We start from the raw sequence: 24,006 nt of genomic DNA, 5'->3' as shown, positions 1-24,006 counted from the left end.
GCTCCCGCCCCACTCTAACAGGGAGCAACGCCGCAGCGGAAACGCCTCAAACAAGTCCAATCTCTTGAAGAACGACTATCCAACGAGGCGAAGCGCCTGCGTCAGGAAGCCAAATTGCTTCCGCTTGGCGCCTTGCGCGAAGCAGTTCTTCGGAAAGCGCAGCAGGTCCTATACGGCATCCCACATCAACCAATGGCTGGAGTCTCCGGGGCTAAGGCCGCCGACGTGAGCTGAGTATGTTGCCGATTCGAGGAAAGATTCGGCTAGGTCATGAAGAGCCCCGGCCGAGGCTTTTGTAGTGGGGACGGGACGGTCGAGCAAAAGCAGCAGCGCCAACTGGAGCACGGCTATCGCATTATAGCCCAGAGCGCTTGTGCTTGCCAAGAAAGGATCAGCCATGAAGCGCAAAAGCAAGTTGACGATTGCGATAGCCACGGTAGTGCTCGCCGGCCTGGGAGGCGCGGCCGTTTACGCGCAGGACAAGTACTCGCTCCAATCGCCGAGCGGGATCGCGTTCTCTGACTTCAAGGGATACGAGGACTGGGCGGTGGTCTCGTCTGCCCGGACCGATGAAGTGCTCAAGGTGATCGTCGCCAATCCGATCATGATCGAGGCGTACAAGGCCGGCGTTCCGGACAACGGCCAGCCCTTCCCGGACGGCTCGAAGATCGTGAAGCTTCCGTGGAAACCGAAGAAGAGCACGGAGGCGCCCTTCGTCGTGGATGTGCCAGACGTCTTCACGCAGGCTTTCGTCATCGAAAAAGACAGTAATAGCCGAAAAGCGGCGCATGGGGATACGCGCTGTTCAACTACGAAGCCGTATCCGACAAGTTCACGGCCGATCCCAGTCCTCAGACTGCGGACACGCGTGCCATGTGGCCGTGAAGGCGAAGGACCACATCTTTCACCCGTACCAGAAGCGCTGAACCGCGCGTGCCCCCCGCTGGAGTACACCTCCCATCGCGTGAAGCCCGGGAAATCTAGCGTTCGTTAGACGTTTCTCATTGACCGCCGCTACTGGCACTTGCATAGCCGGAAACGTTGGTGAGGAGATCGAGATGGATGATCGAACTGTGCGGCGAGCGTTGGAGCGCCATTGGGATGCTTCGGACGCGAGCGATTTCGGATCGAGCACGAGATATACCACGAGGGCGCTGTGCTTGAATATCCGCAATCCGGCGAGCGGATTTGCGGCCGGCACAACATTCAAGAGAGCCGGCTCGTCCAGCCAAACAAGAAGCGTTTTACGGTCCGGCGAATTATCGGGAGCGGCCATCTCTGGGTGACTGAATTCGTCCTTAGCTATGACGGCATCCCATCATACGCGGTGAGCATCATGGAGTTCCGCGAAGGACTGGTCGCCAACGAAACGCAATATTTCGCCGATCGGTTTGACCCTGCACTCTCGGCCCATCTTGATGAACGAGTGAGCTAAAAACCTTTTTCTTCGCGACTGCTCATGGCCCCAAGCAGCAGTTGGGGATCACTGCTATTCCGCCGCTGTCAGTGATAAGCAGATATCCGGCAAAACGGGCCAAATGATCGAGTGACCATAACGCGACATAGCGGCCCACTCGGCGCTATTGCAAAACACCTTTAGGCAACCGCTCAAGGGCGATCGGGTGCTGCGAGACGTTCAATCCTTCAACTCTGAGCGTGTTCCTAAGCGCCGGAGTGAGGCTTCTGGGATCGCTGGACGGTCGTATCTATCCGAGCTAGGCCGCGGACAGGGGCTCACCGATTCCACCGCTTGAGGAGTTCGGGATCTTCCTTGTGTGCATCCTGATGAGCTCCGTCAGGTTTTCGATGCCGAAGTCGGTGAACGCCATGACCTGGTCGTCACCTATGCCATAAACCCAGATGACGCCATCCTCTGTCCATTCCGTTGGCCACGTCTTCGCCGAGGTCTTTTGCGACGCGAACGATGGTGAAGACGGCATGAACCTTGTTGACGTGCATGGCTACGCCGCCTGGGCTGAGGACCTTGACGCAGGAGGCGTCCAATTCCAGGGCAACAACTCGTGCAGGCGGTTCTGCGGCATGTCGGCGATGCGCGCCAAGACGTCGGCAAGCCAGGCTTTCGGGTCGATGTCGTTGAGGCGCGCCGTCATGATAAGCGTGGCCATCACGGCAGCCCGCTCGGCGCCGCGATCAAAACCGGCGAACAACCATGGGCTGAGCGCTGAGGAGCGGCTGCAGATCCGCCAGGAGAGACGCGCGCCACTGCTGACCGACCTTGAGGCTTGGCTCCGGGCGGAATCTGCCCGGCTCTCGCGTTCGTCCAACGTGATTAAGCCGATCAACTATCTGCTTAAAGGTTCTCATAACAGATCTTTGGCTCTCGGGAGAAGCGGATGGCGTCGAACTAGCTCGTTTCGCCGGGGAGCTCCACAACCAACCAATTGTTCTTCTCCCTGATCTATCGAAATACGGGGACCCAGCATTGAGGCCGCCTCCGTTGGCAGTCGTCCCCCGCCGCACCCGCAGAGTTGAATTGACTCGACTGGTGGCCACAAAGGGAATCCGCTGTTTCCATCACCAGTCGGCCCGTGGCTTCTTTCGGTGATGAGAACGCCGGTTGCGCTCCCGCGGCACTCGAACAGGGAGCAGCTCCGTGACAGAGCGTTATCTCGCGCAGACAACCCTCATTAGAACAACGGCTCGAACAAGAGGCCGTTCGCCTCCGCATGAAAGCTCAGGGCAAGCCGCCCGGCGTCGAGCGCGAGCGCATAATGCGGAGGGCGCGACAAATCGAGAATGCGTGCGCATATCAACGAGTGGTTGCGATCACCAGGATTACGCCCTCCGAAATAAATCCCACTGAATCGCCCCGCGCCGCGCTGTCTCGATGGACCATGACCGAAATCGATGTAGGTCGCTTCCGCAAGGAAGCTGAGGAGTGCCGCCAACGGGCGCAGAAGACGATCGCCCCGATCGACAGGGAGGCATGGCTGAGGCTGGCCGCTGACTGGACCAAGCTGGCTGAGGATACAGAGCGCAGACGGAGCGCATTTGACGCGCATTTCGCGGGATAGCTGGTACGTCGTGGCTTCGCTCGTGTGGGCCGCTCTGGTGCTTGGTTGGCTGATCTTCGTCGCGGCGTAGAAACCGCGGCCGCCACGGCCGACGCATGGGAGCGGTTATCCTCGTGGCAGAGAGCGGCGGCCCAACGATGTTCGCCCGGGATGGGATGATGCGGGCGTTGAATGCGGGAAGCCGATTGAGGCCCGGAAGCGGCGGTGCCAAAGTATCAATTGATGAGGTGAGCCGTTCGCTTCCCCGAGTGGACAAAACTAAATCGGACTTGTCTGCCGGAACGTGCTATCGGCAGGGATGAAGAGATTGTTCGTGGCGCTGATCGTCGCATGGTCGCCCGCCACAGCCCAGACGATCGACCCGACTCCTCCGAAAGAGGAGCCTTCCTTCCGCGATCAGATTAAGGCCGCCCGCGCCAAAGAGAAGGCGGATGAAGCCAGTGGCCCTAAAGAACGTTGGTGGGACCGAGGCACCGATGGCCGGCGGCCTTGGGATACACCTGTGAAACCATCGGACAGGCTTCCAAAGCCCTGAGCGGGCGCCTTCCTGCGCCCAACCAAGCCGTTCCAAGCCGCATATCGAGGCCGGAGGCCATAGGATGAGTGACGATCGGGAACTTCGCCTAGCTGCCAAAGCGAACCGAGAGCGCCTTGCGGTCGCGCATCGCGAGGTGGTTATCCAAGAAGAGGTAAAAAATGCCGTTGATGTTCGCCAAAACATGGCGCGCCTCAAGGAACTGAGATTAGCCAAGGAAGCACAAGAGGCTCGGACGGAAATCTCCAAAGCAAACCAGCGCCCGGCACCCAAGCCGAAGCGATTCAGATAAATGGCCGCCTCATGTGTGGATGGCCCTCGGCTTGGCGGCCCGGGCAAAGCGGCAATCCTGCTGGTCGGCGGCCGGGCTCACGCAACAAGCTGAGCGAGGACTTTTTACTTCGGTTGCACGCAACGTGGTTGGAGCATGGAGATCGCGCTCTGGCGGCGATGGCGGTCAATGATCCCTCGAACTTTGTTCGCGTCGTTGCGAGCTTGATGCCGCGCCAGATCGATTTGAGTGTTGGCGTTGATGCCGAGCAGTTTGCCACGACCTTCCGGCAGGCGGTCGAGCTGCTGGCAACGAGCCGCCGATGTTGCCGCGAGGCAAGCGCGCGAAGGTCATCGAGGCGGAGGTGGTCGACGCAATAACCGAAGACCTCCGCCCGCGTCCGCAGCGGAGATAGGTCGTAGCGCTCACGGGGCTCATAACCGTCAGCGGCCACCTGATTTCGGCAATCTCCGCGTCACTGATCGTCGGCATCGAAGTCGCGCGGCAAAATAATTGGGATGAAGTCGAGGTGATCGAAGGTCGCTAGGCCCTGGCGAGAGGACGTGCGCGAGGTCGAGCGGGGGCTGCGCCCTTTGGGTTACACTGCAGTGGCTGATCATCTGCGCGAGAACGCGCGCTATCTGGAGCCGAAGCCGCACCGCCGATGGCCGCACCTCTCACACTCATCGCCGCCACCCAGGCCGGCGCAGACTTAGATCAACATGCGTGCCCGACGGGACAATCTTCTAAGTTTCGAGCATCCGGCGCACAAGCGGGCGGTGGCCCGGAAGTGCTCGCGCCGCTATCGGGCGCGTCAGCGGAATGGCGTCAAGTGCCTGCGTTCGAATTGGGCTGCGACGATCGACGCCTTTGTGCGAGCAGGCGTGCTGGCGGAGGAGCAGCGCAATGACGACCGGGCGATCGAGGCTGCCGTCGCTGTTTTATGCCGGCGGGGTTATCGCGCCATCAAAGGCGAACGAGAGACGCAAAGATGATCCTGTACAGGCAAGCTCTATCGGGAATGGCTGCGCGCCGCCGCAGATGAGCTTTCCTTCGCTGAGTCCTTTGCTGGCGGGACCTGAGAGAGCCAGGTACCTACCTAGTCGTCCGTGAACAAGCCTCTAAGCGATTGAGCGGGAGTCTGTTTTTCGGATGCGGAGGCATTTGAGATTGCAGGGATTGGGAGCTTGAGAAGCCCAAACCCTGCAATTTCGTTTTATGGATTTCCCTTCGCTGCGGACCATGATTCTGTGTTGCATCGGAGGGGGACGATGCGGCCGAAGAAGCATAAGACGACGGGATCGAACGATCTGTTCCGGGCACGGCTGGACCAGATCATCAACATGAAGCACGAGCTGGTTCTGCTCGCTGGCAAGGTCGATTGGGACTGGATCGACGGCGAGATCGCGCCGCTCTACAGCGAGAACGGCCGGCCCGGGATCGAGACCCGCTTCGTGATCGGGCTGCTGTTGCTCAAGCACATTTACGGGTTGTCCGATGAGGGGGTCTGCGAACGCTGGGTCCATGACCCGTATTTTCAGTTCTTCACCGGCGAAGAGTTCTTCCAGCACGTCTTCCCGCACGAGCGCTCGGACCTGAGCCACTGGCGCAAGCGGCTCGGCGACAAGCTGGAGCTTTTGCTGGCCGAGAGCCTGCGGGTGGCACACGAGGCCGGCGCGTTACGTGGCCAAGACCTCCAGCGGGTCACGGTCGACACCACGGTGCAGCCGAAGGCCATCACCTTTCCGACCGACGCCAAGCTGCATGCGGCCATCAATGGCCTCAACCGCCTGGCGAGAAGACACGGCGTCAGGCTGCGGCAATCCTATTCTCGCGTGGCCAAGGCCGCCGCGATGATGGCGGGCCGCTACGCCCATGCCAAACAGTTCAGGCGGCATCAGCGGCCAGTTGCGTATCTTGCGCAGCCGGCTGGGCCGGATCATCCGCGACATCCGCCGCAAGATCGGGGGCCAGCCTGTACTGGAGGAGGCGTTCGCCCTCCCGCTGAGCCGAGCCACCCAGATCCGCTCGCAGCAGCAGCGCCAGCGCGGCTGGAAGCTGTATTCCTTCCATGCTCCGGAGGTCGAGTGCATCGGCAAGGGCAAGGCCAGCGCACCTTACGAGTTCGGCGTGAAGGCCTCCATCGTCACCAACAACCGCCGGGCTCCCGGTGGCCTGTTCGTGCTGCACGCCAGGGCGATGCCCGATAACCCGTACGATGGTCACACCTTGCGGGACGTCCTTGACCGCACCGAGACGCTCACCGGCTGTTCGATCGAGCGGGCCTATGTCGACAAGGGATACCGCGGCCACGACGCACAAAATCCCCGTCGCGTCTTCATCTCCGGCCAGAAGCGCGGCGTCTTCGGTGTCATCAAGCGCGAGCTGCGCCGCCGCTCCGCCATCGAGCCCATCATCGGACACCTGAAGAAGAAGGTCACCTCGGACGCTGCTACCTCAAGGGCCGCGCAGGAGATGCCGCCAACGTCATCCTCTCGGCCGTGGGCCACAACTTCCGCCGCATCCTTGCCTGGCTCAGAGAACTCTTGTGCCTCTTCCTGTTCCAGCTATGGCGCATGCTCGCTTGTCCAGCCCCGCTCAATTCGGCTTCTTAACGGACGACTACCTAGGGACCCTCCGACTTGCCAGGTCCGGTGGCTTATCACGCTGGAGGGCATGACTTCTTCTGCGCCAGAAGTCGCCACCTTTGCCGGGCCATTCGGCTGCCGCGCTGGACTTCTTCTACCAAGAGCTAAGTTTCGTGCACAAGCTGGTTCAGCGTGCTCCTACTCGGTTGGCATAAGAGCCACGGTCGTTGTCTTCAGTGGCAAGCTGAAGTCATATCAGTGCAACGTTCGCCCCAACCGCGACCAGCCAGCACGCTGCATCCCCTCGCGGATAGCGCGCAAGACCAGCGCGAGGGTTTCAGCCTCGGTCAGCACTTCCACTTCGCCGTTCGAATGAATACGAAAGCCGACGCGTGGCTCACTCTCAAGCAACGTCTGGAGTTTCGTTTTCTTCTTTGTCATCATAATCTCCATTCGGCATTTCGCCGCCCTTACTCACAATGCCCGCAGCCGCGATCCGCGCGGCAGTCCAGCTCGGATCGGCGATCTCCTCAAGCGCCGCACGAACGGCATCGTCCACAACCTCGAAGCATTCTTCCTGCCGACGCATGGCAAGCAGGCGGTCTCGCCAGGCAGGTTGAGCAGTCGATTGCGCATGCCGACGAGAGTTTGCTCCAGATAGCGGCAGACGGATTCAAGCTGCACAAGTTGGCCTGCCTCGAAAGCGTCCTGGCGCTCCTCGCGGCGACGTTTCGCGGCCACAAGGCGCGTGCGCTCCTCAGTGAGTTTGCTACCGGCAGCTCCGCCACGACCGGCCGCAACCGAGCGGAGGTGCGCAAGGACCTCCCGACGCACCTGGTCGAGGTCGTATTTGCCGGACGACTGACGCGTAATCACGCCCTCTGCGATGTATTGATCGTACTGAGACCGCGAGCAGCAAATGTGGGCTGCCGCTTGCGCTATTGTTGCCATTTCCTTCCAACCCCTAATTTTGTACTGATCATTACAAAACTATTGCGGCCATGGCAACCCCGCTGTTACCCCCCTGCGAAAAGGACCCAATCTTTGCGAGCCAGCTGCATCTTGTGCCCGACCTTCGAAGAGCCATTGATCAAGATCCGGAAACCTGCGTTGCCCAGGCTCAATCGAATACCCCCGGCGACTTGCACCTTGCCGTAGGCTTCCGAATTGAGGCGACGCATTTGGATGATCCACTCTCGCCACGCTTCAGCTTCCGCCTCAGGGACTGTATGCAGCAGCAGCTCGGGCTCAACGACTGGACCAAATCCGAGGTCCTTTGTAGTCGACATGACCCGCAAAGCGGCTTGCTGTACCCGCTCAAGCGTAACGGATTCTGGAACGGCCAGCCGGTAACTCTGGCCCGCACGCACGAAAAAGCCAAGGTGAACCATCATCGCAAGTTCGACCGTCAGATCGCCCTCAACGTTCACGGCGATGGCCTGGTGCTGCTGTTCCAACTCGCCAAAAACGTACACGGCGGCGCATTCCAGATCAGGCACGAAATACTCGCAAAGAGGGAACACCCATTCCCGAAAGGAGGGATTGCGAAGCGCCTGCGACCAGAGGCCCTGAGCTTCTGCGGCCTTGACGAACCACGATCCGATGAATCGACAGTCGGGCTCACTTGCCCTTTCGATGACAACGTGTGCGATCTGATGCCCCATTCTTGTCCCCGTTTTAGAATATGAACTATGCAGCTGCCTGCGCTTCCCGGCACTCAGGCGGACCCTCTTGCATTCCTGCTCGCCACCGAGTTCGCCGGGACGCACTTACGTCTCCAGGCGCTGAACTAGCTTGGAAGTTGCTGCCAGCCCGACCCCAGACCACACTGGCCAGCTCAGGCTCCGCCTGCTCCTCATCCGTAACCAGCTCGAACGCTGCGAGCTCGCCCAATGCTGCTTCAATCCGTGCCCGCGCGTCGGCGAGGCTGGCGGCGTCAACCAACGCAATCCGAGATTTCTGCCCGGGCCTTTGGGTTGATAGCGGATCAGAGGAGTGTGACAGGCCCTTATAAATCTATATTTATAAGGGCCTGTCACACTCCTCGGGCGCGCGGCGGTGCCGTTGTCTTTATCAGAGGCGGTCACAGTCCTCCTGCGATTGCCCACCACGTCGAGGCCATCGCGGCTGTACGCCTTTCGGGCCGCCTGCGAGGTTGGCCAGAGGTCGGGATAGAGCTTCGCGGCATCCGCCGAGAACGCCGGAACAATGCCGCGCTCGATCATGTCATCGATCTTGTTCGGCTCCAGATCGGCAAACTCAGCCACGGCATCCAGCGCCAGCGGCACCACCGTGTCGCTCAGGATCATCCAGATCTCGACCGGATTCGCGGCTGACCGATTGACGCCGCGGGCTCGGCCGACGGCCTGCACGATTGCCGCCTCCGTCACGGCTTGCCTGATCAGCTCGGCTTCGGGCTGTTCGAACACCCGAGCGGTTAGCGTCACTTCAGTGCCGTTCTTCAGGCGAACGGCCCGCTCCTGGTCGACCATCGACTGCGGCCGGCCGCCAACGCGCTTCGGCGGCAGCGATCGCAGCGATATCGGCTTGCCCGTCAGCGCGGCGGCCATGTGCTCGATTGCATTCGGCGCCGGCAGCGGCCTGCCAATGGTGATGAGACATTCGACATCGCGCCACCGGTCGATGCCTTCGACCGCGTTGAAATGCGCGGTCTCCATGTTCGGCACCGCCCCGTCGAATTGCTCCTCGAGCTCCTTGTTCGTAATCAGCAGCGTACGACGGCCCGCAGCCAGTTTGCGGACCGTTTTGAGCAGGCGCTCCCGCTTGTTGCCGACACGTTTCTCCTCTGCGGCGCTCCGCTTTCCAGGGTCCAATTTTGATAATGAAGCCTTGCCGACCGGCAACCCGATGACTTGCGTCACGTGCTCGTGGGGCGCCATAACCTTCAGATCGAGTGCCACCTCGATTCGCGGGAAGAAATACTTCAGGATCTCCAGGTGGAGGGTCGCATCGAGCACAATGACCGGCAGCCCGGCGATCCGTTCATGGATGTCGCGACGGCCGTTGATCCGCAAGCAGAGTACCGTGCCGTCCTTGGTGTTCTTCATAACGATGCGCAGTCGACCTGTCGCCTCGTCGGGACCGGAGAGTAGCTCTTCGATGGCGCGCCACATTGCAGCGCGCTTGCCCAACTGCCCAAGAAACCGGAATTCCTTCACGCGAGCTTTGGCCGTCTCCTCACTGCTTTGCGGCGTCAGATCGACCTCGACCTTGCGCCGCCATTCCAGCTTCGCGGCAGCCGCACCCGACCCACCTTCGTACTTGTCGCCCGGCAGCAGGCCTGCCGCGAGAAGCGCGGCCTTGGTCAGATAGCCGTCCTCCCGCGAGTAGTTGCCGGCATCAGTCACCTGCACTCCTCGCGCCAGCGCGACCCCCAGCTTCAGCCGATCGATCAGGTCGGCCAGATGGGCAGTGTCGTCGCCATTCCTGTCATGGCCGTTGTTGCGGACCGGGAAGGTCTCGAGCTCAGCGTCGAGGGCATCGACTGCGATGTATGAGGACGAGAGCCCCGATTGCCAGAAGCTCTCGTCAATGACCACAAGCCCGACCTTCTTGGTCAGCGACTTGGGCGGCGCGAACAGATACTCATGCGCAAGGAAGATCACGTCAGCATGTTTCGCGGCTTCCTTCTGCGCTTGATAGCCGCACTCGTAATAAAACGGGCAAAGAATCGGTTCCTGGCCCCTGCGGCCCTTACGGCAAGCCGTCCGCTCGACGTTGGCCCCAATCGCCTCCGCGGCGGCAACAGCTTGCAGATTCAAGCACAGCGGCTCGCCGGTGGCGAGATCGTTGGCCTTCCGGGATTGCCAAAGAGCAGTTTTAATGCCCTCAGGCAGGCGCTGGCGCGCTTCCTCGTCCAATTTGTGGGTGGGAACGAAGACGAGAACTCGGTGCGGGATGCGCTTCCGTTTCTGCTTCTTCTTCCCGTCTTTTTTTGCCGCATACGTCTTCTTAGCTTGCTCGACATAACGGGCGATACCGGCGCGAGCTTGCTCCGATTTTCCGACGCCCGTGGGGACGCAGACCGCCTCCGGTTCCGGCACCGAACCGCCGTCGCTCCCGTGGAATCGAATTGCGCTCGTCATCTGCTGATCGATGATCTTGGCGCGCAGCATGTCGCGGGCAACCTCAACCGGCAGCGCATCCGACTGCTTGGCGGCATCCGGATCGAACTCATCGATGATCGCGCCGCGGAGCTCACGCATGCTCGGGCGAGCTCCCCAATTCGGCCAGCAGGAGGTCGTTGATGTCCTGACCAGGCGTGTCGGGCATAATCAGGCGAACGCGCTTGCCTGCGGCGAACCAGCGGTCGCGACATGTCGCGGCGGCGCGCTGCCCTGTCCCGCTCACGTCGTGATCGACGAGGATCGTGAGGCGCTGCACGGGCTCAAGGACAGGAAAGGTGGCGATTCCGTTGGCATCGAGCACCGACCAGGTCGGTCCCGAGCCAAGCAGCATCCCCGCGAGGCATGTTTCGACGCCTTCGCCGATCGCGAGGTCGGTCGAATTCGACGGCGAAAGCCGGATGACGCCGCCGCTCTTGGGGCCAAGGCTCATTGGCGGTCCGGCAGCGGCCGCATCGCGGGTCAGCTGCCGCCGGTGAACACCGACAGGCTCGCCCGTGATGATGTCCTGGATCAACGCGACCAGCGCTGGTGCCGTGGTGCCCCGCAACGGGCAGGCTGGATGGAAGCCCAGGACATCCAGCGCTTCATCAGGAACGCGGATGCCGCGGCGGCCGAGATAGCGCTCGGCCAGCGATCCGCGGAGCGGCAGCACGCCCGCCCAGATCTGGAGTGCACCACGAATCCGACCGGCATCATCGGCTTCCTCGCGATGAACCGGACGCAGAATCCGCGTGCTGGCGCCAAACGAAGGGCCCAAATAACGAAGAGCGTAATTGATGGCGTCGCCAATGGAACAACCAAGCTGACGCTCGAGAAAGCTGATGATGTCGCCACCACAGCCGTTCTCGTGATCGAACCAGAGGCCGGCATTGGAGCCCTGCAGGCTCAGAGCAAATGAACCGCGATTGCCCCAACGCATTTGCCGCGCAGTGCTGAGGCGGCGATTGGGCTCGCCGAGGAACGACTGAACGATCTCAGCTGCACGGGCGCGCAGTGCCTGACGCGCGCCATCGTCGAGCCTGCGACAATCGCGGACCGCGCTATTGCGCATGTTCACAGCCGGTGACCTGACCGCCCAGGGCGGCGACGATCTGATGAAACGCTGAGCGGGAACGTGTGTGCGTTCACGACTGCGTTCCCGGATGCTCGCGATCACGCATCAGGATCGCGTTACGCTCCGCCCGGCCACGGGCGCAATCCTCGCGGCGCTTGGCCTCAGCCTCGACGGCATAGGCCGACCGGCGGAGCTCGACCGCGATCTGGCGGATCGCGGCGATGCTCTTGGCGTCGTCAGACTTGGTGCCGCACACCGCGTGCCGCACGACAAACCTCATCTGCTTCAGGATCAGAGAGACATGGCGCGCAAGATCAATCGCGGGCGCGCTCCGATGAGCACGACCTTGCAGGCGATCGCCATCGAGAATATCATTTTTCCTGCCCATGACGGCCTCCTATGCCGCTCTGGTGACTGCTTGCATGAAAAACCGCCCCGGCCGGTCGCCGGAGCGGCTTTGATATGGCTAAGTTTGAAAGAGACGAGCGCGCTCGCAGTCGTAGATCAGCGTGATCCCGCAATAATCGACCGTCTTGAGCTTGCCGCGCTTGATATTGCCCCACGTCGTGACGCGGCCCGTGCCGGTCAGGCGCGACCATGCCGAAATCCGACAACCAAGCCGGACAGGCTTGTCGGACTTTTCCGTGTGGCTCGTCATCGCGACGTTTCCCTCCGTCAAGATCAATAACGAAAGGTCTCGCAGCTACGTGTGCTTTGGAAGGTTAAGTTGCGGACGATCTTCGTGGTCAGCGTAACGCCTGTTGCGCGCTAAGGTGCGGCCGAATGTCTTCCGAGGCTTAACGCCGCGTGCGCGAAGGCCGCCGCTGCATTGCCAATTGCTTCTTGAAAGCAAGCTCCGCTGCCCGAACGCTCCCATCCTTCGGCGGTTCAATTCCGGCGAAGGCGTGCAACTCGCGGATAGTTACAATCAAATGCCCGTGCTGATGAAAGCCGACACCATATTCCATCATCAAACGCATCAGGGGGTCCCACAGCTCTGACCGTTCGATGCTCTTCTTGTTCGGGTGCGTCAATTCCGGGTGGCTCACCAATGCTGATATGCTTGGAATGATCCACGATGACAGGGCGTTGAAATCGGGCAACTCTTGCAATTCTTCTGGAAACGTCCCCGCCTCTACCTGAACATAAGTCTGCGCCGCGCGGATCAAGTCGTGTAACCGTCCGGCCCTCCGCCATTTTGCATCGAAGTTCTTCGCGACAGGCTCAAGTGCCCTAAGCTCCTTGCGGCTGGCAGGCGGTGGCGGCGGCGTGTCGCGAGTGATCCAGTGCAAGATCACTATCTTATAAATTTTGTCGGAAAGTTCGCGCAGCTCTTCAGGCTCACGCTCGCCGAAGTGCCGTAAGATCGCTGGCAGGTGCCTGGGCGCAATCGATCGTGCGTGCGGCGTAGCCGCCGTGAACCACGCCGGAGGGGCCGGTGGCGCCGGTAGCGGCGCTGGCGGCTGGTCTCGTGGCGCCGATATCGGCGGCGGTGATTTTCTTCGGGCCATTGTCTCGACTAGCCCCACGGTGGAACACCTCGGCGTCAAGCCGCGGCTGATTTCGGCCGGAGCTTCACGCCGTCGACTATACGTTATGCTGCGGCGTGAGATCGTCCGCAAGTTAACGTGTACTCCATCTCAGTCGTGCGCCAGTTTCAAGCAGCGCGGTCGCTTACGTTCTGACCAGCGCCCATTCCACCGAAAACCCGCAAATGTCGCGCACGACTCCTATAATACCTCCGGATCAGCCCGAACCGGCCCTCCTTCGGTACGTGCGCGAGCTTGCAAAAAGGCTCGCGCGCGAGGATCATGAGGCCGAGATCACGGCCCGCCAAGCATCCCAACCTGCGATGAGCGAAGACACATGATCCGCGCTGTCATCTACGCCCGATTTTCATCCGACCGTCAGAAGGATCGTTCTATCGACGATCAGATTGCCATCTGCCGCGAGCTTTGTGCGCGCGAGGGCATGGCCGTGATCTCGACGTTCGAGGACCGCGCGATTTCCGGCTCAGCAGTGGTCAACCGCGCCGGCCTTCGAGGTTTGATGGAGGCGGCTGAATCGAGATCGTTTGACGTTATCGTCGCCGAGGACATGGATCGCATCTTCCGCGATCAGGCCGACTATCATAACGCTCGCAAGCGTCTCGACTATCTCGGGATCACTCTGCACACCGTCACTGGCAAGGTTGGCACGATCGACGGCGCCTTGCGCGCGCTCATGAGCGAGCAGTTCATCGAGAACCTGCGAGTGCATACCCGGCGCGGTCTTGAAGGTGTCTTGCGCGACGGCCGGCACGCTGGCGGACGCGCGTATGGGTATCGCGCCGTCAAAGATAAGCCCGGCGTATTGGAGATCATCGAAGAAGAGGCCGAGATCGTTCGCCAGATTTTTGCCGACTACATCTCCGGGAAGACCCCGCGGCAGATCGCGCATGATCTCAACGAGCGCAGCGTGCGTCCACCTCGTGGCAGGCTTTGGAACGGCTCGACGATCAATGGCCACGTCGCGCGCGGCGGCGGCATGATCTTGAACGATCTCTATGCTGGTCGCATCGTCTGGAACAAGGTCCGGATGCTGAAAGACCCAACGACCGGCAAGCGCCTGTCGCGTCCTAATGCGAAAGAGCAATACAAGACCGTTGAGGTGCCGCACTTGCGCATCATCGACGACACCACGTTCAATGCAGCGCAAGTCATCAAGGGCGAGCGCCGCCGCGACGCGACTCCGGCAACGGCACAACAGGGGCGCGCGCCGAAGCGAGTGTTTTCCGGATTGATCAAATGCGGCTCGTGCGGCGGCGGCATGTGTTCGGTCGGCAGCGATGCCAAAGGACTTCGGTTGCAGTGCTCGACGTATCGCGAAAGCGGATCATGCAGCAATGGTCGCCGCGTCTATCTCGACAGCATCGAGGCGCTTGCGATCAAGGGCTTGCGCCAGCACCTCGCGCATCCTGACGTAATCGCCTCATTTGTTGATAGCTACAATTCCGAGCGCAAGCGGCTCAAGAAAGAAGCGAGCAGCGAGCGCACCCGGCTGGAGCGGCGGTTCGGTGAGATCGGGCGCGAGATGAAACGGATCGTTGACTCCATCGTAATCGCGGGCATGCCGCCGCAACAGTTCGTCGCCCGGATGCAGGAGCTTGAGACCGAAAAGGCCAAGATCATGGCTGGGCTCGAAAGCGCCAAAGAAAGCGACAATATCATCGCCCTGCACCCCAAGGCGATCGACCGCTACAAGCGCGCCGTTGGGGAACTGGCCGACGAGTTGAAGCGCGGCACCCCCACCGAGTTTGCGACAATTCGCGAATTAGTGACGGCGATCATCGTGCATGCCAGCCCAAGCCGCCCGGGCGGTGCCGGAACCAAAGCCAATGCCGAGGATGATCGGAGCGTCCGGATTGACATCCGGGGCCGACTCGCTGCGCTCTGCGACAATCCGGCCCTGTTTCCGAACATGGCTATGTCGGGGGGATCGTTGGTAGCGGGGGGAGCATCTCGACCCCCGACGACACTGGTTTCTTCACGGTCCGCTGCTCGTCTATCCACCCCCCAGCGTGGAAAAGCGTAGTTTTGGTGCCCAGCAACCACCGACACGACGAACCGCTGTTTGTCCTTGTATGGTGGCGGTGGAGGAGCGGTATTACCCTGCCATGATACCAATTGTCGGGCAAAATGTGGACAAATCCGACATTTTGTATCATATTGCTACCATGCTGTCAGCCTCTGAGACCCAGCAAGATCGCGCCATAACCCTACTGAAGAAGCGGGGCATGCTTCGCCTTTCTGAATTTAGGGAGGCGGGCATTACGGCAGCAACCGTGTCGCGAATGAAAGAGAAGGGGCTTATCCTTCAACTCAGCAGGGGACTGTACCAGCTTCCAGATGCCTCGTTCGATACCCATCATGCGCTGGCTGAAGCCGCCAAGCTCGTCCCGAGAGGTGTTATCTGCCTCACCTCTGCGCTGGCGTTTCACGGACTAACCGATACGATTCCATCGCGCGTTTGGATGGCCATAGGAGCAAAGGATCGGCGGCCTCGAATCGAAGCCCCTCCCCTCCAATTTGTGCGTTTCGGGGAGAAGGTTCTAACCTCTGGCATTACACAGCAAAAGATCGAAGGTGTGCAGGTACGCATCTACAATCCCGCCAAAACAGTAGTTGATCTGTTTCGCTATCGGCGGAGCGCTGGAAAGCGCTATCAAAAGAGTCCCGGCCTCAATCTCGCGCTCGAGGGTCTCAGAGAAGCACTGCGGCAGCGCAAGGCAACCCCTGCCGAGATCGCCCGGTACGCAAATGAAGCAGGTATCTGGAAGGTCGTTCAGCCGTATCTTGAGGCTATGACCACCAATGCCTAAGAAGCCGAAACCTCCGATCAAGAACATGGGCGCGTCGGTTCGGGCGCGGTTGCTCAACCTCTCGAAACAGCGCCGTCAGCCGTTCGATTTGCTGCTCAACAACTACGTTCTCGAGCGACTCCTTTATCGCCTGAGTCAAACAAAGCATCACGACCGTTTCATTCTGAAAGGAGCGATACTGCTTACGAAGTGGTTCGAAGATCCGCTACGCCCGACAAGAGATTTGGACTTTCTGGCCATCGGCAATGACGATCAAGAGGAAATGGTGCGCATCTTCCAGGAGGTCTCCGCCGTCCACTTTAACGATGGCGTCGTTATTGATCCCGACAGCGTAAAGGTCGACCGTATCCGTGAAGAAACCGAATACGGCGGCCTGCGCATTACAGCCAACGCGATGATCGACAACGCCAAAATTCGGGTCGTGATTGACATCGCCTTTGGCGATTCCGTTGAACCGGGTCTTCAGGAAATGGACCTGCCGGTTCTTTTGGATTTTCCGGCACCACATCTTCGGGCCTACGCCCGCGAGACAGTTATCGCCGAGAAATTTCAGGCGATGGTCATGTTGGGCCGCGCCAATAGCCGCATGAAAGACCTGTACGATGTCTGGGTCTTATCGCGCAACTTCGAATTCAAAGACGGTAAACTCCCACGAGCTATTGCCGCGACATTCGCTCGACGCAAGACCGAAATTCCCTCAGAGATACCGGATGCGCTGACAACTGCCTTTGCGGAAGACCCAACGAAAGTTCAGCAGTGGAATTCATTCAGTGTCGACGTCGCGTTTCGGCCCGGCACGCTCGCTGACGTAGTCAAAGACTTATCCGCATTCCTAGTGCCTCACGCGTCGGCGGCACGCTCGCTCGGTGAAACAAGATCAGCGTGAGTGGACAATTCGCTCGCACACACGTAGCACGTTTCTCGCGCAGAGCAGTCGCTGACACCCGGAAACCCAAAGCGTGAGGCATGATGAAGGTCGGGTTGACGCTGGTCATTTGACGGTGTTGGTGTCGCTCATGGGGAGCTCCATCCTGGGTGAGGTTGACGGCACCTCGATTCTCAGGACGGAGCTCTCCAACGGCTATTGGGATCCCCTCGACTGACTACCGCCTTATCGGCTCTTGCCCCCGCGCAGCGGGCTGGAGCGCAGCGACTTTGTGCGTTGGCCCCGAATGCGACATCTAGCCCGCATTTCTCACATGGCCAATTGCTCTTTGACGAAGGAGAGGTGGATCGGCGGAAGACGATAAGGACCGTGGCGCCGAAGGCGCTGATAGCGATTTGGTTTTGAGTGTCTCCGTTGGGCCTTGGTGACGATGCCGCCGATTGAGCGCGTCGCAGCTTCGCGTGTCAGGCCGGCGAGGCGCGGGCTCGGGCGGCTTCGGCCAGGCGGCGCGCGGCGATGCTCCACTGTTGGGCGGCTGGGCAGGCCGAGGCCATGGCAATCTTGATGCGGCGGACGCTGATGCGCACCAGGGCCCCGATCTTGAGGAGCTTGAGGCGGATGGTGCCGCAGGTGGCATCCGCAAAGGTGGTTTCAGCCAGGCCGATGCGCCGCAGGGCACAGATCAGCACATAGGCCATCGAGGCGAACCACAGCCTGAGCTGATTGGCGCGCATGGTCGCTGCGGAAGTGCGGTCGGCGTAAAGGTCGAGCTGGCACTCCTTGATGCGGTTCTCCATCTCGCCGCGGGCGCAGTAGATGTCCTCATAGAGCTGTCGCGCGCCCGCCTCGCTGCGCTTGAGCGAGGTGACGACGAAGCGCGGATTGGCCTCGCCCTGCGTCCACTCCGCCTTGGCGACGACGCGGCGCCTTCGGCTCCAGGTGTCGAGCGTGCTCCACTGGAAGTCCTTGAAGCGGCGCGCCGGGCGGCCGGTCTTCTCGGCCGCAGCTTGAGCCGTTGCCAGTTCGTCTGCGATCGTGGCGACCAGGCGCGTGTTGCGGGCGAGCCCGAACAGATAGTCCACGCGGTTGTGCTCGCACCACGCCATCAGCGCCTCGCGCGCAAAGCCCGAGTCCGCCCGCAGCACGATGCGCACGAACGGCCAGCGGGCGCGGATCTGCCGGACAAGCCGCTCGACCTCCGCGATGCTGCCCGCGCTCGCGTCGATGTCGGAGGGGCGCAGCTTGGCCGCCAACAGATGCCGGCCGCAGAACACGTACAGCGGCAGATAGCAGTAGCAGTCGTAATAGCCGTGGAAGAAGCGCCCCTCCTGATGCCCGTGCAGCGGGTCGTCGGTGGCATCGAGATCGAGGATGATCTGCGCCGGCGGTCGCGTGTGCGCCTCCAGGAACAGCGTCACCGGCAGTGCCTCGATCGCCGCCGTGTCATGGGCGATCTTGTGATAGCGTGAAGGTTCGCTTTGGCTCAGCTCCAGCCGGTTCAGCGTCGACTTGCCGGCCACCGGTGCGCAGTCCCCGCGCCGGGCCGCAAGCTTGCCCGAAAGCACCGCCATCAGCGGATCGTGCCGCAATTCGTCATGGTCGTTGAGATCTTCATAGCCGAGCGCGATGCCGAAGACCCGCTGCCCGATCAACGTGCCGACCGCATGCTCGATCAGGTGCTGACGACGATGATCGCGAAAGCAATCCGCAAAGCGACCCACCAGATCGATCGCCCGATCCGTCGCGCCCAGCAGCAGCGCTCCGGCATCCGACGTCACCAGGCCAGCATCAAAGGCCGCTTCCACAGCCCGACCTTCAACCCTTCCAAAATCAAACTGCTCTGCGCTACACTCTGTTGGCATCGGGGCATTCCTTGAATCATCGCAAAGTCCTTCTCGCAAAAGAACTTTCGCTGATTCGCGCCCCGATGCGCCTCAACGCTGTGAAAAATGCGGGCTAGACCGCCCCGCGGGTGCTCCAGTCGTAGGGGCACACCGGAAGCGGCTCGCAGAGCGCGCGACCGACGCGTCGCCATTTTGCACTGCATGAGTCCGTTGCTGTGCCCATCACCGAAGTGGCGACACGCCTCATTGAGGTCCGTTCAACGGAGCATAGCTGACCGGATTGCTCGCGTTGAGTTCTTCTTGACCCTCAACTGATCCTCAGCAGGTCTGCTTGGGCGGCCAGTGTAGCTCCGCCGCTGGAGCGGCCCGCTGATGACTTGCGTAGAAGTTCATAGATTAACGCTGTCTGCCAGAGTCGAACGTTGCCATGACCTAACCTCGTTCCTCAAGACTTCGCCGTTGCGGGTATCTGACCGGGCTCGAACGGACCCGGCTCGAAGAAGCCCTCGATCGATTCGACCTTTGCGTAGTTCTCGGCGATGTTCTCGGGTGTCAGATGTGGATCATTGAAGCCGGGTCCCATGACGATAGCGATACGTTGGATTGCTCCAGCTTCCACGTTGTAGATGCGGTTCGTCTCTGAACAACCATCGCTTGCCAGCAAGACGATCGCTGGCGCAACAGCCTCAACCGGCATGGTGGCTTCGCTCTGCTTCAGCCAGGCGGGATCCGCAACCGCCGCCGGGTGCATCCTCGTATACCCGGCTGGCGAAATGGTGTTCACGAGAATCCCATGCTCGGCACCTTCAATTGCAAGAATGCGCATCAATCCGACGACTGCGCACTTCGCCGCCGCATAGGTGGCTTGGCCCCGTATTCCGAGCAGCCCGGCGACCGAAGTCGTGAGGATGATCTTCCCATAGTGCTGTGCGACCATGTACGGCCAGGCAGCCTTCACCGTGTTGACCGGCCCGCCGAGGTGCACGCGCCAATAGTGATCGAAATCATCAAGGGTGGCGTCCTCGAATAGCTGGCTTCCGCAGATACCAGCGTTGTTCACGAGAAGGTCTACTCTCCCGAAATGCTTGATGGTCGTCGCGATCAAGTCGCTGCCACCTTCAGGACTGGAGACATCGCTGTCATTCGCGATGGCCTCGCCTCCACGCGACCGAATGAGGTCGGCGACCTGTTCCGCTATCGTGGAGTCCTTCCCGAACCCCGATACGTCGGTCCCCAGGTCGTTCACCACGACCCGGGCCCCGCGTTCGGCGAGGAGTTCGACGTATGCCCGCCCCAGCCCGCGGCCTGCCCCGGTCACGACCGCGACCTTCCCCTCCAACGAAATTCGTTCCGTCATCTCGCTATCCTTTTCCGGCTAAGATTGAATGCGTCTGCGCGCAACCGTGACACCAAATGTCGGGGCGCTATGTCCCTTTGGCAAAGCCAGATTCACGTCCGCTTCCCCGGGAAGTTCCCTGATGTCCACACATGGCCCCGAGGGCGAAGTTGCACGCTCCTACGCTTGGGTCGGCTGTCGTTGGCGAAGCGGACCCATCTGCCACGAGCGCAATTGACCCCCAACAGACGGTTTGCCGGGTTAACTTTTGGTCTGGCGTCGCTCCGGTTCGGGGTGCACATTTGTTCTATCACCGCCCAGCACCGTGCTTTGATCGGTGGGAAGAACGCCGGTTGCGCTCCCGCCCAATTCAACAGGGAAAGGAGAGTGCCATGGGACGACGCTCACAATCCCGCATTGACGACGATCTGAACGCGGAAAGAGCCCGCATCATAGCGGAACTGGAAAATGCGCAGCCAGGACCGCAGCGTGATCTTCTAGACGCAAACTGCGTCAGCTCGAAACCACTTCTCGTATAGACGTGTGGCTGACATGATGATGCAGCAGGGTGGCGTTCGCGGTCGTTGGCAGTGTCGCTGGCGTCGCCCCCGGGCCAGCTCGAAATCAACCATTTTGAGCCAGTGATTGCGTCCCGCCTTTTCGATTCCATCGAGCTTCTTTCGAAGTCGACCAGGATTGTTGCCGATAAGTGCATCGCCGGCAGCCGACCGCGACCATTCGCTTCAGAACCTCATCCGGTCATCCGGCATGGCGACAGTTTTCGTTCCGAAACTGGGGTACGCCAGCGTCGCCAAGCTCGTGCATGTCTTGGTGGCGGAACGGCGGCCGTTCATCGATCTAGCTTTGAGCGGGGATTGCTGACGCACGACGAGGTGCTCGACGTGCTGCGCGAAAGCACAGAGTACCACGAGGAGGCCGCATGAGCCACTACTCGGCCCTCTCTATCCTGCGGCGCGGCCTGACGGGCAACCGACACTGGGCTCGCACGTGGCGCGAACCCCAGCTCTACGACGTGGTGATCGTCGGCGGAGGTGGACATCGTCTTGCCACGGCCTACCATCTGGACAATGAGCCAACGTCCGGACACGCAAGCTGTTGATCGCAGCCGGGCCCCGCTAGGACTCGGCCTGTGCCGTCGCCGACGCCTCTGTGGATCACAGTTCGCCGCTCCGCTCCGTCTCGCCTGGGCACCACTTCGCCCGCCGAAGCCATAAGGCTCGGCTGGAGCAGAACGGCGAACTCTTCGAGCGACAGCGGCGGAGAAAAAATGTAACCTTGCGCCATGGTCGCGCCGTTTTCGGCCGCGAACCGAAGATCTTCGGACGTTTCAACGCCTTCTACGACCGTTTCGAACCCCAATTCGTCTGCAAGTCCGAGCGCCAAGCGAAGGATCATCTGCTTTTCGCGATCTTCCGCGACACCCGCCACAAGCGTGCGATCGAGCTTCACGGCGTCGAAGGGGAGCCTTGCCATCGTCGACAGATTCGAATAGCCGGCTCCGAAATCGTCCATCGCGAAGCGTATGCCCAATTGCCTGAGCAGGCTTATTCTCTCGCGCACGACATCAGGATTGCGCATTGCGACCGACTCGGTGACCTCGATCTCGAGGTGTGGCGGCGGGAAGTCGGCCTCGCGAACGGTCGTGACGATATCCTTGATGAACAGCGGGTCCTCGATTTCCGTCGCCGCGACATTGACGGCGAGCACGAGGTTCGAGCCGGCCCGGATCAAGCCCCCGATTTCGGCGAGCGCGCGCCTGAGCACGAAGCGATCGATCTCCATGATGAGGCCGATCTCCTCCGCGATCTTGATGAAGCGCTGAGGAGGAATGTCGCCCTCCTTCGGGTGGTGCCAGCGTGCCAGCGCCTCCACCCCTAGGATGCGACCATCCACGCAGGACACCTTGGGCTGGTAATGGACGACGAGCTCTTCATTGCGGATCGCCAAGGCGAGATCGGTTTCGAGCGCATGGCGGGCACGCGCGACCTCTGCGAGATCCGGAGTGAAGAACGCGTAGGTATTGCGTCCCGAGTTCTTCGCGACGTACATCGCAAGGTCGGCGCGGATCAGCAGATCGTCATAACTTGTGCCGTGGGTGGGACAGATCGCAATGCCGATGCTGACGCCGATGGTCGCATGGTTGCTCTGGAGCTTGAAGGAAACTTGCAGCGTCTCGATCATCTCGCGGGCCCAGAGGCTCGCGGCCTCGACCGTCTTCACCCCAGCGATGATGGCGACGAACTCGTCGCCCCCGACCCGGGCGAGCAGACATTTGCCGGCAGGGCCCTTGGACGTCAGCAAATTGCTCAAGCGCTCGGCCACCATCCTGAGCAGCTCGTCGCCAGCCTTGTGCCCGAAAGTGTCATTGATTGACTTGAAGCCATCGAGGTCGAGGAAGAACAGCGCTCCGCCCTCTTCCGCGCCGATGAGCGCAGGCGCATCGACGCGCATCTTCTCCCGATTGGGAAGGCGGCTCACCGTATCGTAGAAAGCGAGCTGACGAATTCGTCGAGTACTAGCCTGCAAATGCGTCAGCATTCGCTCGAATGCGAGGCCGAGGCCGCGGACCTCGCCGATGCCCGTTGCGCGGAACGGCACGTCGAGATTGCCACCCGCGATTTCCTGTGCGGTCTTGGCGAGCGCTGAAAGTCCTTTCGTGAGGTGCCTAACGGCGGCCAATAGCGCGACGACCAAGGCACCGAGCGCCAGCGCCGCGGATGCCAGGAACTGCCACATCAGCGAACGCGTATGGGATGCGCCGATCTGGAACATCTGGTCGCGTGTCGTCGTCACGAGCGATGCGCTCGCAAACGTACACACCTTGAGCGTCGCCTCGTATTCGACACAGCGCGCGACGTAGTTGCCGTCATCCGACCGCTGCAGTCCGGCCAAACGCGTCTTGGCGCCGCTGAACCTCACCCCTTCAGGCCCCGCGGAAGACACGATCTCGTTGTCACCCGTGATGATGACCACGCCGGCGTTAGCTAACGAAGTGAAGTTCTCGAGAGTCCGCTCCGTGCGCCCGAGCGGTCGGATGGCGACAAGCGCACCGATAAGGTCGCCGAAGTCATCGAACACGGGCTCGATCGCGGTGTGCGCGATAGTGTGGCGCTGCGGCAGCCCGAGCGCTGACAATTCACGCAATTTGAGCTCATAGGTGCCTTCCTCACCCTGCGGGTGCGAGCGGCTATTGTCCTTGATGATCGCCCCAAGATTGACGGAGAGGGCGGTTCCCTCGAGCGCCCCGTTCAGAGCGAGGAGGTCGAGGGGCGTATTGGCACCGATCACGCGACCGGTTTCGTCGAAGGCGATCAGCCTTTCGAAGCCGGAGGTCGAAGCAACGATGCTGAGCAGCTCGCGGATAGTCACATCGTTGTTCGAGGCGACCGCCTTGGCGATATCGGCGCGCTGAGCGATCTGACGCAGGCGAGATGCGGTTTCCGCGCCCAGGACCTCGAGTCGCGCTCGCGCCAACTGCGCCTCGCCGTCGAGGCGATGAGCGAGCTGGTCTTCTGAGAGTTCACCCAGTGCCGCAGCCTGATGCCTCAGTTGCTGCTGCAGGCGTAGGGCCGTCAAGCCGCCGATGAGGCCGAGCCCAAGGACGCCGGTCGCGAGCACGACGGCAACAAGGCGCATGGCGATAGACGAGGGGAAACTCGGAACCCCGGACGGAACGGTCCAACGACGCCAGCGGGGTGGCGCCCTCGATGCCTTTGCCATATCCGTGTCAGTCGCCACCACTACCAGCACCCTGAACTTACGGGGGCTGGTCAATGTGCTCACTGAGGCCCCCAACTGAGCGTCTTCCAGGCGCCGATTTTAGGCGAGTGAAGCACCCTAAATCGTCTATTTATCGTCTATTTGTGGCGGGTTAATTAGCAAATGGTTTTTCGAAACCCTCAGATTTTGTGCTTTTTACATTCTGTCC

At 61.0% G+C, this 24,006-nt stretch carries 18 protein-coding genes and 6 pseudogenes; 13 read left to right on the top strand and 11 right to left on the bottom strand.

The genetic code is table 11. The annotated features are described in order from the left end of the window. Positions 1-397: 397 nt before the first annotated feature. Together QA640_RS44210 and QA640_RS44205 are read left to right on the top strand one after the other, a co-directional pair. Positions 398-994 carry a cytochrome P460 family protein gene (locus QA640_RS44210; protein ID WP_283043604.1) on the top strand — a complete coding sequence of 199 codons (597 nt, stop codon included), beginning with the start codon at positions 398-400 and terminating at the stop codon, positions 992-994. 64 nt (positions 995-1,058) lie between these two features. Next, positions 1,059-1,435, top strand: a pseudogene (locus QA640_RS44205) (nuclear transport factor 2 family protein). Positions 1,436-1,961: 526 nt separating this feature from the next. Here QA640_RS44205 and QA640_RS44200 read toward each other — a convergent pair. Then, a pseudogene (locus QA640_RS44200) lies at positions 1,962-2,171 on the bottom strand (transposase domain-containing protein); the annotation flags it as partial. Here QA640_RS44200 and QA640_RS44195 point away from each other — a divergent pair. The 5 genes and pseudogenes from QA640_RS44195 to QA640_RS44175 form a co-directional block, all read left to right on the top strand. Then, positions 2,170-2,316: pseudogene (locus QA640_RS44195) on the top strand (transposase); the annotation flags it as partial. The pseudogenes QA640_RS44200 and QA640_RS44195 sit on opposite strands and share 2 nt — an antisense overlap. 539 nt (positions 2,317-2,855) lie before the next feature. After that, positions 2,856-3,035 carry a hypothetical protein gene (locus QA640_RS44190; protein ID WP_283043603.1) on the top strand — a complete coding sequence of 60 codons (180 nt, stop codon included), beginning with the start codon at positions 2,856-2,858 and terminating at the stop codon, positions 3,033-3,035. Positions 3,036-3,348: 313 nt separating this feature from the next. Then, positions 3,349-3,570, top strand: coding sequence for a hypothetical protein (locus QA640_RS44185; RefSeq protein WP_283043602.1), 222 nt, complete (start codon positions 3,349-3,351; stop codon positions 3,568-3,570). 64 nt (positions 3,571-3,634) lie between these two features. Continuing rightward, positions 3,635-3,862: a transcriptional regulator gene (locus QA640_RS44180; RefSeq protein ID WP_283043601.1), complete on the top strand. Its 228-nt coding sequence runs from the start codon at positions 3,635-3,637 to the stop codon at positions 3,860-3,862. Between the two features lie 1,250 nt (positions 3,863-5,112). Further along, positions 5,113-6,456, top strand: a pseudogene (locus QA640_RS44175) (IS5 family transposase). A 228-nt stretch (positions 6,457-6,684) separates the two neighbouring features. On the opposite strand, the gene QA640_RS44170 reads toward QA640_RS44175, so the two are convergent. The 7 genes from QA640_RS44170 to QA640_RS44140 all read right to left on the bottom strand — a co-directional run bounded on the left by QA640_RS44170 (position 6,685) and on the right by QA640_RS44140 (position 12,923). Next, a complete protein-coding gene (locus QA640_RS44170; RefSeq protein ID WP_283043600.1) occupies positions 6,685-6,870 on the bottom strand; it encodes a hypothetical protein in 186 nt (61 codons plus the stop codon). Positions 6,871-7,445: 575 nt separating this feature from the next. Then, positions 7,446-8,093 (bottom strand): hypothetical protein, encoded by a 648-nt coding sequence (locus QA640_RS44165; RefSeq protein ID WP_283043599.1) that lies wholly within the window; start codon positions 8,091-8,093, stop codon positions 7,446-7,448. A 105-nt stretch (positions 8,094-8,198) separates the two neighbouring features. After that, positions 8,199-10,655 carry a hypothetical protein gene (locus QA640_RS44160; RefSeq protein ID WP_283043598.1) on the bottom strand — a complete coding sequence of 819 codons (2,457 nt, stop codon included), beginning with the start codon at positions 10,653-10,655 and terminating at the stop codon, positions 8,199-8,201. Further along, positions 10,648-11,628 (bottom strand): toprim domain-containing protein, encoded by a 981-nt coding sequence (locus tag QA640_RS44155; protein ID WP_283043597.1) that lies wholly within the window; start codon positions 11,626-11,628, stop codon positions 10,648-10,650. The genes QA640_RS44160 and QA640_RS44155 overlap by 8 nt, the downstream gene beginning before the upstream one ends. A 73-nt stretch (positions 11,629-11,701) precedes the next feature. Then, positions 11,702-12,019 (bottom strand): hypothetical protein, encoded by a 318-nt coding sequence (locus QA640_RS44150; protein WP_283043596.1) that lies wholly within the window; start codon positions 12,017-12,019, stop codon positions 11,702-11,704. 78 nt (positions 12,020-12,097) lie between these two features. Next, positions 12,098-12,289: a hypothetical protein gene (locus tag QA640_RS44145; RefSeq protein WP_283043595.1), complete on the bottom strand. Its 192-nt coding sequence runs from the start codon at positions 12,287-12,289 to the stop codon at positions 12,098-12,100. A 139-nt stretch (positions 12,290-12,428) separates the two neighbouring features. Beyond that, the gene (locus QA640_RS44140) at positions 12,429-12,923 is read right to left on the bottom strand and encodes a hypothetical protein (protein ID WP_283043594.1); all 495 of its coding nucleotides are present in this window, start codon (positions 12,921-12,923) and stop codon (positions 12,429-12,431) included. A gap of 574 nt (positions 12,924-13,497) precedes the next feature. Between QA640_RS44140 and QA640_RS44135 the strand changes: the two are divergent. The 4 genes and pseudogenes from QA640_RS44135 to QA640_RS44120 all read left to right on the top strand — a co-directional run. Next, positions 13,498-13,848 (top strand): annotated as a pseudogene (locus tag QA640_RS44135) (recombinase family protein); the annotation flags it as partial. A 6-nt stretch (positions 13,849-13,854) separates the two neighbouring features. Then, positions 13,855-15,204, top strand: coding sequence for a recombinase family protein (locus QA640_RS44130; protein WP_283043862.1), 1,350 nt, complete (start codon positions 13,855-13,857; stop codon positions 15,202-15,204). Between the two features lie 142 nt (positions 15,205-15,346). After that, on the top strand, positions 15,347-15,991 hold the full coding sequence (locus QA640_RS44125) for a type IV toxin-antitoxin system AbiEi family antitoxin domain-containing protein (protein ID WP_283043861.1): 645 nt from the start codon (positions 15,347-15,349) through the stop codon (positions 15,989-15,991). Further along, on the top strand, positions 15,984-16,877 hold the full coding sequence (locus QA640_RS44120) for a nucleotidyl transferase AbiEii/AbiGii toxin family protein (RefSeq protein ID WP_283043593.1): 894 nt from the start codon (positions 15,984-15,986) through the stop codon (positions 16,875-16,877). Before QA640_RS44125 ends, QA640_RS44120 begins: the two co-directional genes overlap by 8 nt. Before the next feature lie 464 nt (positions 16,878-17,341). Here the strand turns inward: QA640_RS44120 and QA640_RS44115 are convergent, their stop codons facing one another. After that, complete coding sequence (locus tag QA640_RS44115; RefSeq protein ID WP_283037453.1) at positions 17,342-18,739, bottom strand: IS1380 family transposase; 1,398 nt, start codon at positions 18,737-18,739, stop codon at positions 17,342-17,344. A 427-nt stretch (positions 18,740-19,166) separates the two neighbouring features. Continuing rightward, positions 19,167-20,078, bottom strand: a complete 912-nt coding sequence (locus QA640_RS44110) for an SDR family NAD(P)-dependent oxidoreductase (RefSeq protein WP_283043592.1) — start codon at positions 20,076-20,078, stop codon at positions 19,167-19,169. 563 nt (positions 20,079-20,641) lie between these two features. On the opposite strand from QA640_RS44110, the gene QA640_RS44105 reads away from it, so the two are divergent. Continuing rightward, positions 20,642-21,001, top strand: a complete 360-nt coding sequence (locus QA640_RS44105) for a hypothetical protein (RefSeq protein WP_283043591.1) — start codon at positions 20,642-20,644, stop codon at positions 20,999-21,001. Further along, positions 20,998-21,141, top strand: a pseudogene (locus QA640_RS44100) (sarcosine oxidase subunit beta); the annotation flags it as partial. The gene QA640_RS44105 and the pseudogene QA640_RS44100, both read left to right, overlap by 4 nt. On the opposite strand, the gene QA640_RS44095 reads toward QA640_RS44100, so the two are convergent. Beyond that, on the bottom strand, positions 21,132-23,714 hold the full coding sequence (locus QA640_RS44095) for an EAL domain-containing protein (protein WP_283043590.1): 2,583 nt from the start codon (positions 23,712-23,714) through the stop codon (positions 21,132-21,134). The pseudogene QA640_RS44100 and the gene QA640_RS44095 sit on opposite strands and share 10 nt — an antisense overlap. Positions 23,715-24,006: the final 292 nt, after the last annotated feature.

This window comes from Bradyrhizobium sp. CB82, assembly GCF_029714405.1.
Taxonomy (GTDB): domain Bacteria; phylum Pseudomonadota; class Alphaproteobacteria; order Rhizobiales; family Xanthobacteraceae; genus Bradyrhizobium.
The sequence above is the reverse complement of the archived record's forward strand: the minus strand, read 5'-3'. Positions and strand labels throughout refer to the sequence as shown.

What these genes read in the sequence shown, in the direction of transcription:
- QA640_RS44145 (WP_283043595.1), bottom strand. Translation starts at nt 12,289, where the DNA reads ATGACGAGCCACACGGAAAAGTCCGACAAGCCTGTCCGGCTTGGTTGT.
- QA640_RS44130 (WP_283043862.1), top strand. Translation starts at nt 13,855, where the DNA reads ATGAGCGAGCAGTTCATCGAGAACCTGCGAGTGCATACCCGGCGCGGT.
- QA640_RS44125 (WP_283043861.1), top strand. Translation starts at nt 15,347, where the DNA reads ATGCTGTCAGCCTCTGAGACCCAGCAAGATCGCGCCATAACCCTACTG.
- QA640_RS44120 (WP_283043593.1), top strand. Translation starts at nt 15,984, where the DNA reads ATGCCTAAGAAGCCGAAACCTCCGATCAAGAACATGGGCGCGTCGGTT.
- QA640_RS44110 (WP_283043592.1), bottom strand. Translation starts at nt 20,078, where the DNA reads ATGACGGAACGAATTTCGTTGGAGGGGAAGGTCGCGGTCGTGACCGGG.
- QA640_RS44115 (WP_283037453.1), bottom strand. Translation starts at nt 18,739, where the DNA reads ATGCCAACAGAGTGTAGCGCAGAGCAGTTTGATTTTGGAAGGGTTGAA.
- QA640_RS44150 (WP_283043596.1), bottom strand. Translation starts at nt 12,019, where the DNA reads ATGGGCAGGAAAAATGATATTCTCGATGGCGATCGCCTGCAAGGTCGT.
- QA640_RS44170 (WP_283043600.1), bottom strand. Translation starts at nt 6,870, where the DNA reads ATGACAAAGAAGAAAACGAAACTCCAGACGTTGCTTGAGAGTGAGCCA.
- QA640_RS44155 (WP_283043597.1), bottom strand. Translation starts at nt 11,628, where the DNA reads ATGCGCAATAGCGCGGTCCGCGATTGTCGCAGGCTCGACGATGGCGCG.
- QA640_RS44165 (WP_283043599.1), bottom strand. Translation starts at nt 8,093, where the DNA reads ATGGGGCATCAGATCGCACACGTTGTCATCGAAAGGGCAAGTGAGCCC.
- QA640_RS44095 (WP_283043590.1), bottom strand. Translation starts at nt 23,714, where the DNA reads ATGCGCCTTGTTGCCGTCGTGCTCGCGACCGGCGTCCTTGGGCTCGGC.
- QA640_RS44160 (WP_283043598.1), bottom strand. Translation starts at nt 10,655, where the DNA reads ATGCGTGAGCTCCGCGGCGCGATCATCGATGAGTTCGATCCGGATGCC.
- QA640_RS44190 (WP_283043603.1), top strand. Translation starts at nt 2,856, where the DNA reads ATGACCGAAATCGATGTAGGTCGCTTCCGCAAGGAAGCTGAGGAGTGC.
- QA640_RS44180 (WP_283043601.1), top strand. Translation starts at nt 3,635, where the DNA reads ATGAGTGACGATCGGGAACTTCGCCTAGCTGCCAAAGCGAACCGAGAG.
- QA640_RS44210 (WP_283043604.1), top strand. Translation starts at nt 398, where the DNA reads ATGAAGCGCAAAAGCAAGTTGACGATTGCGATAGCCACGGTAGTGCTC.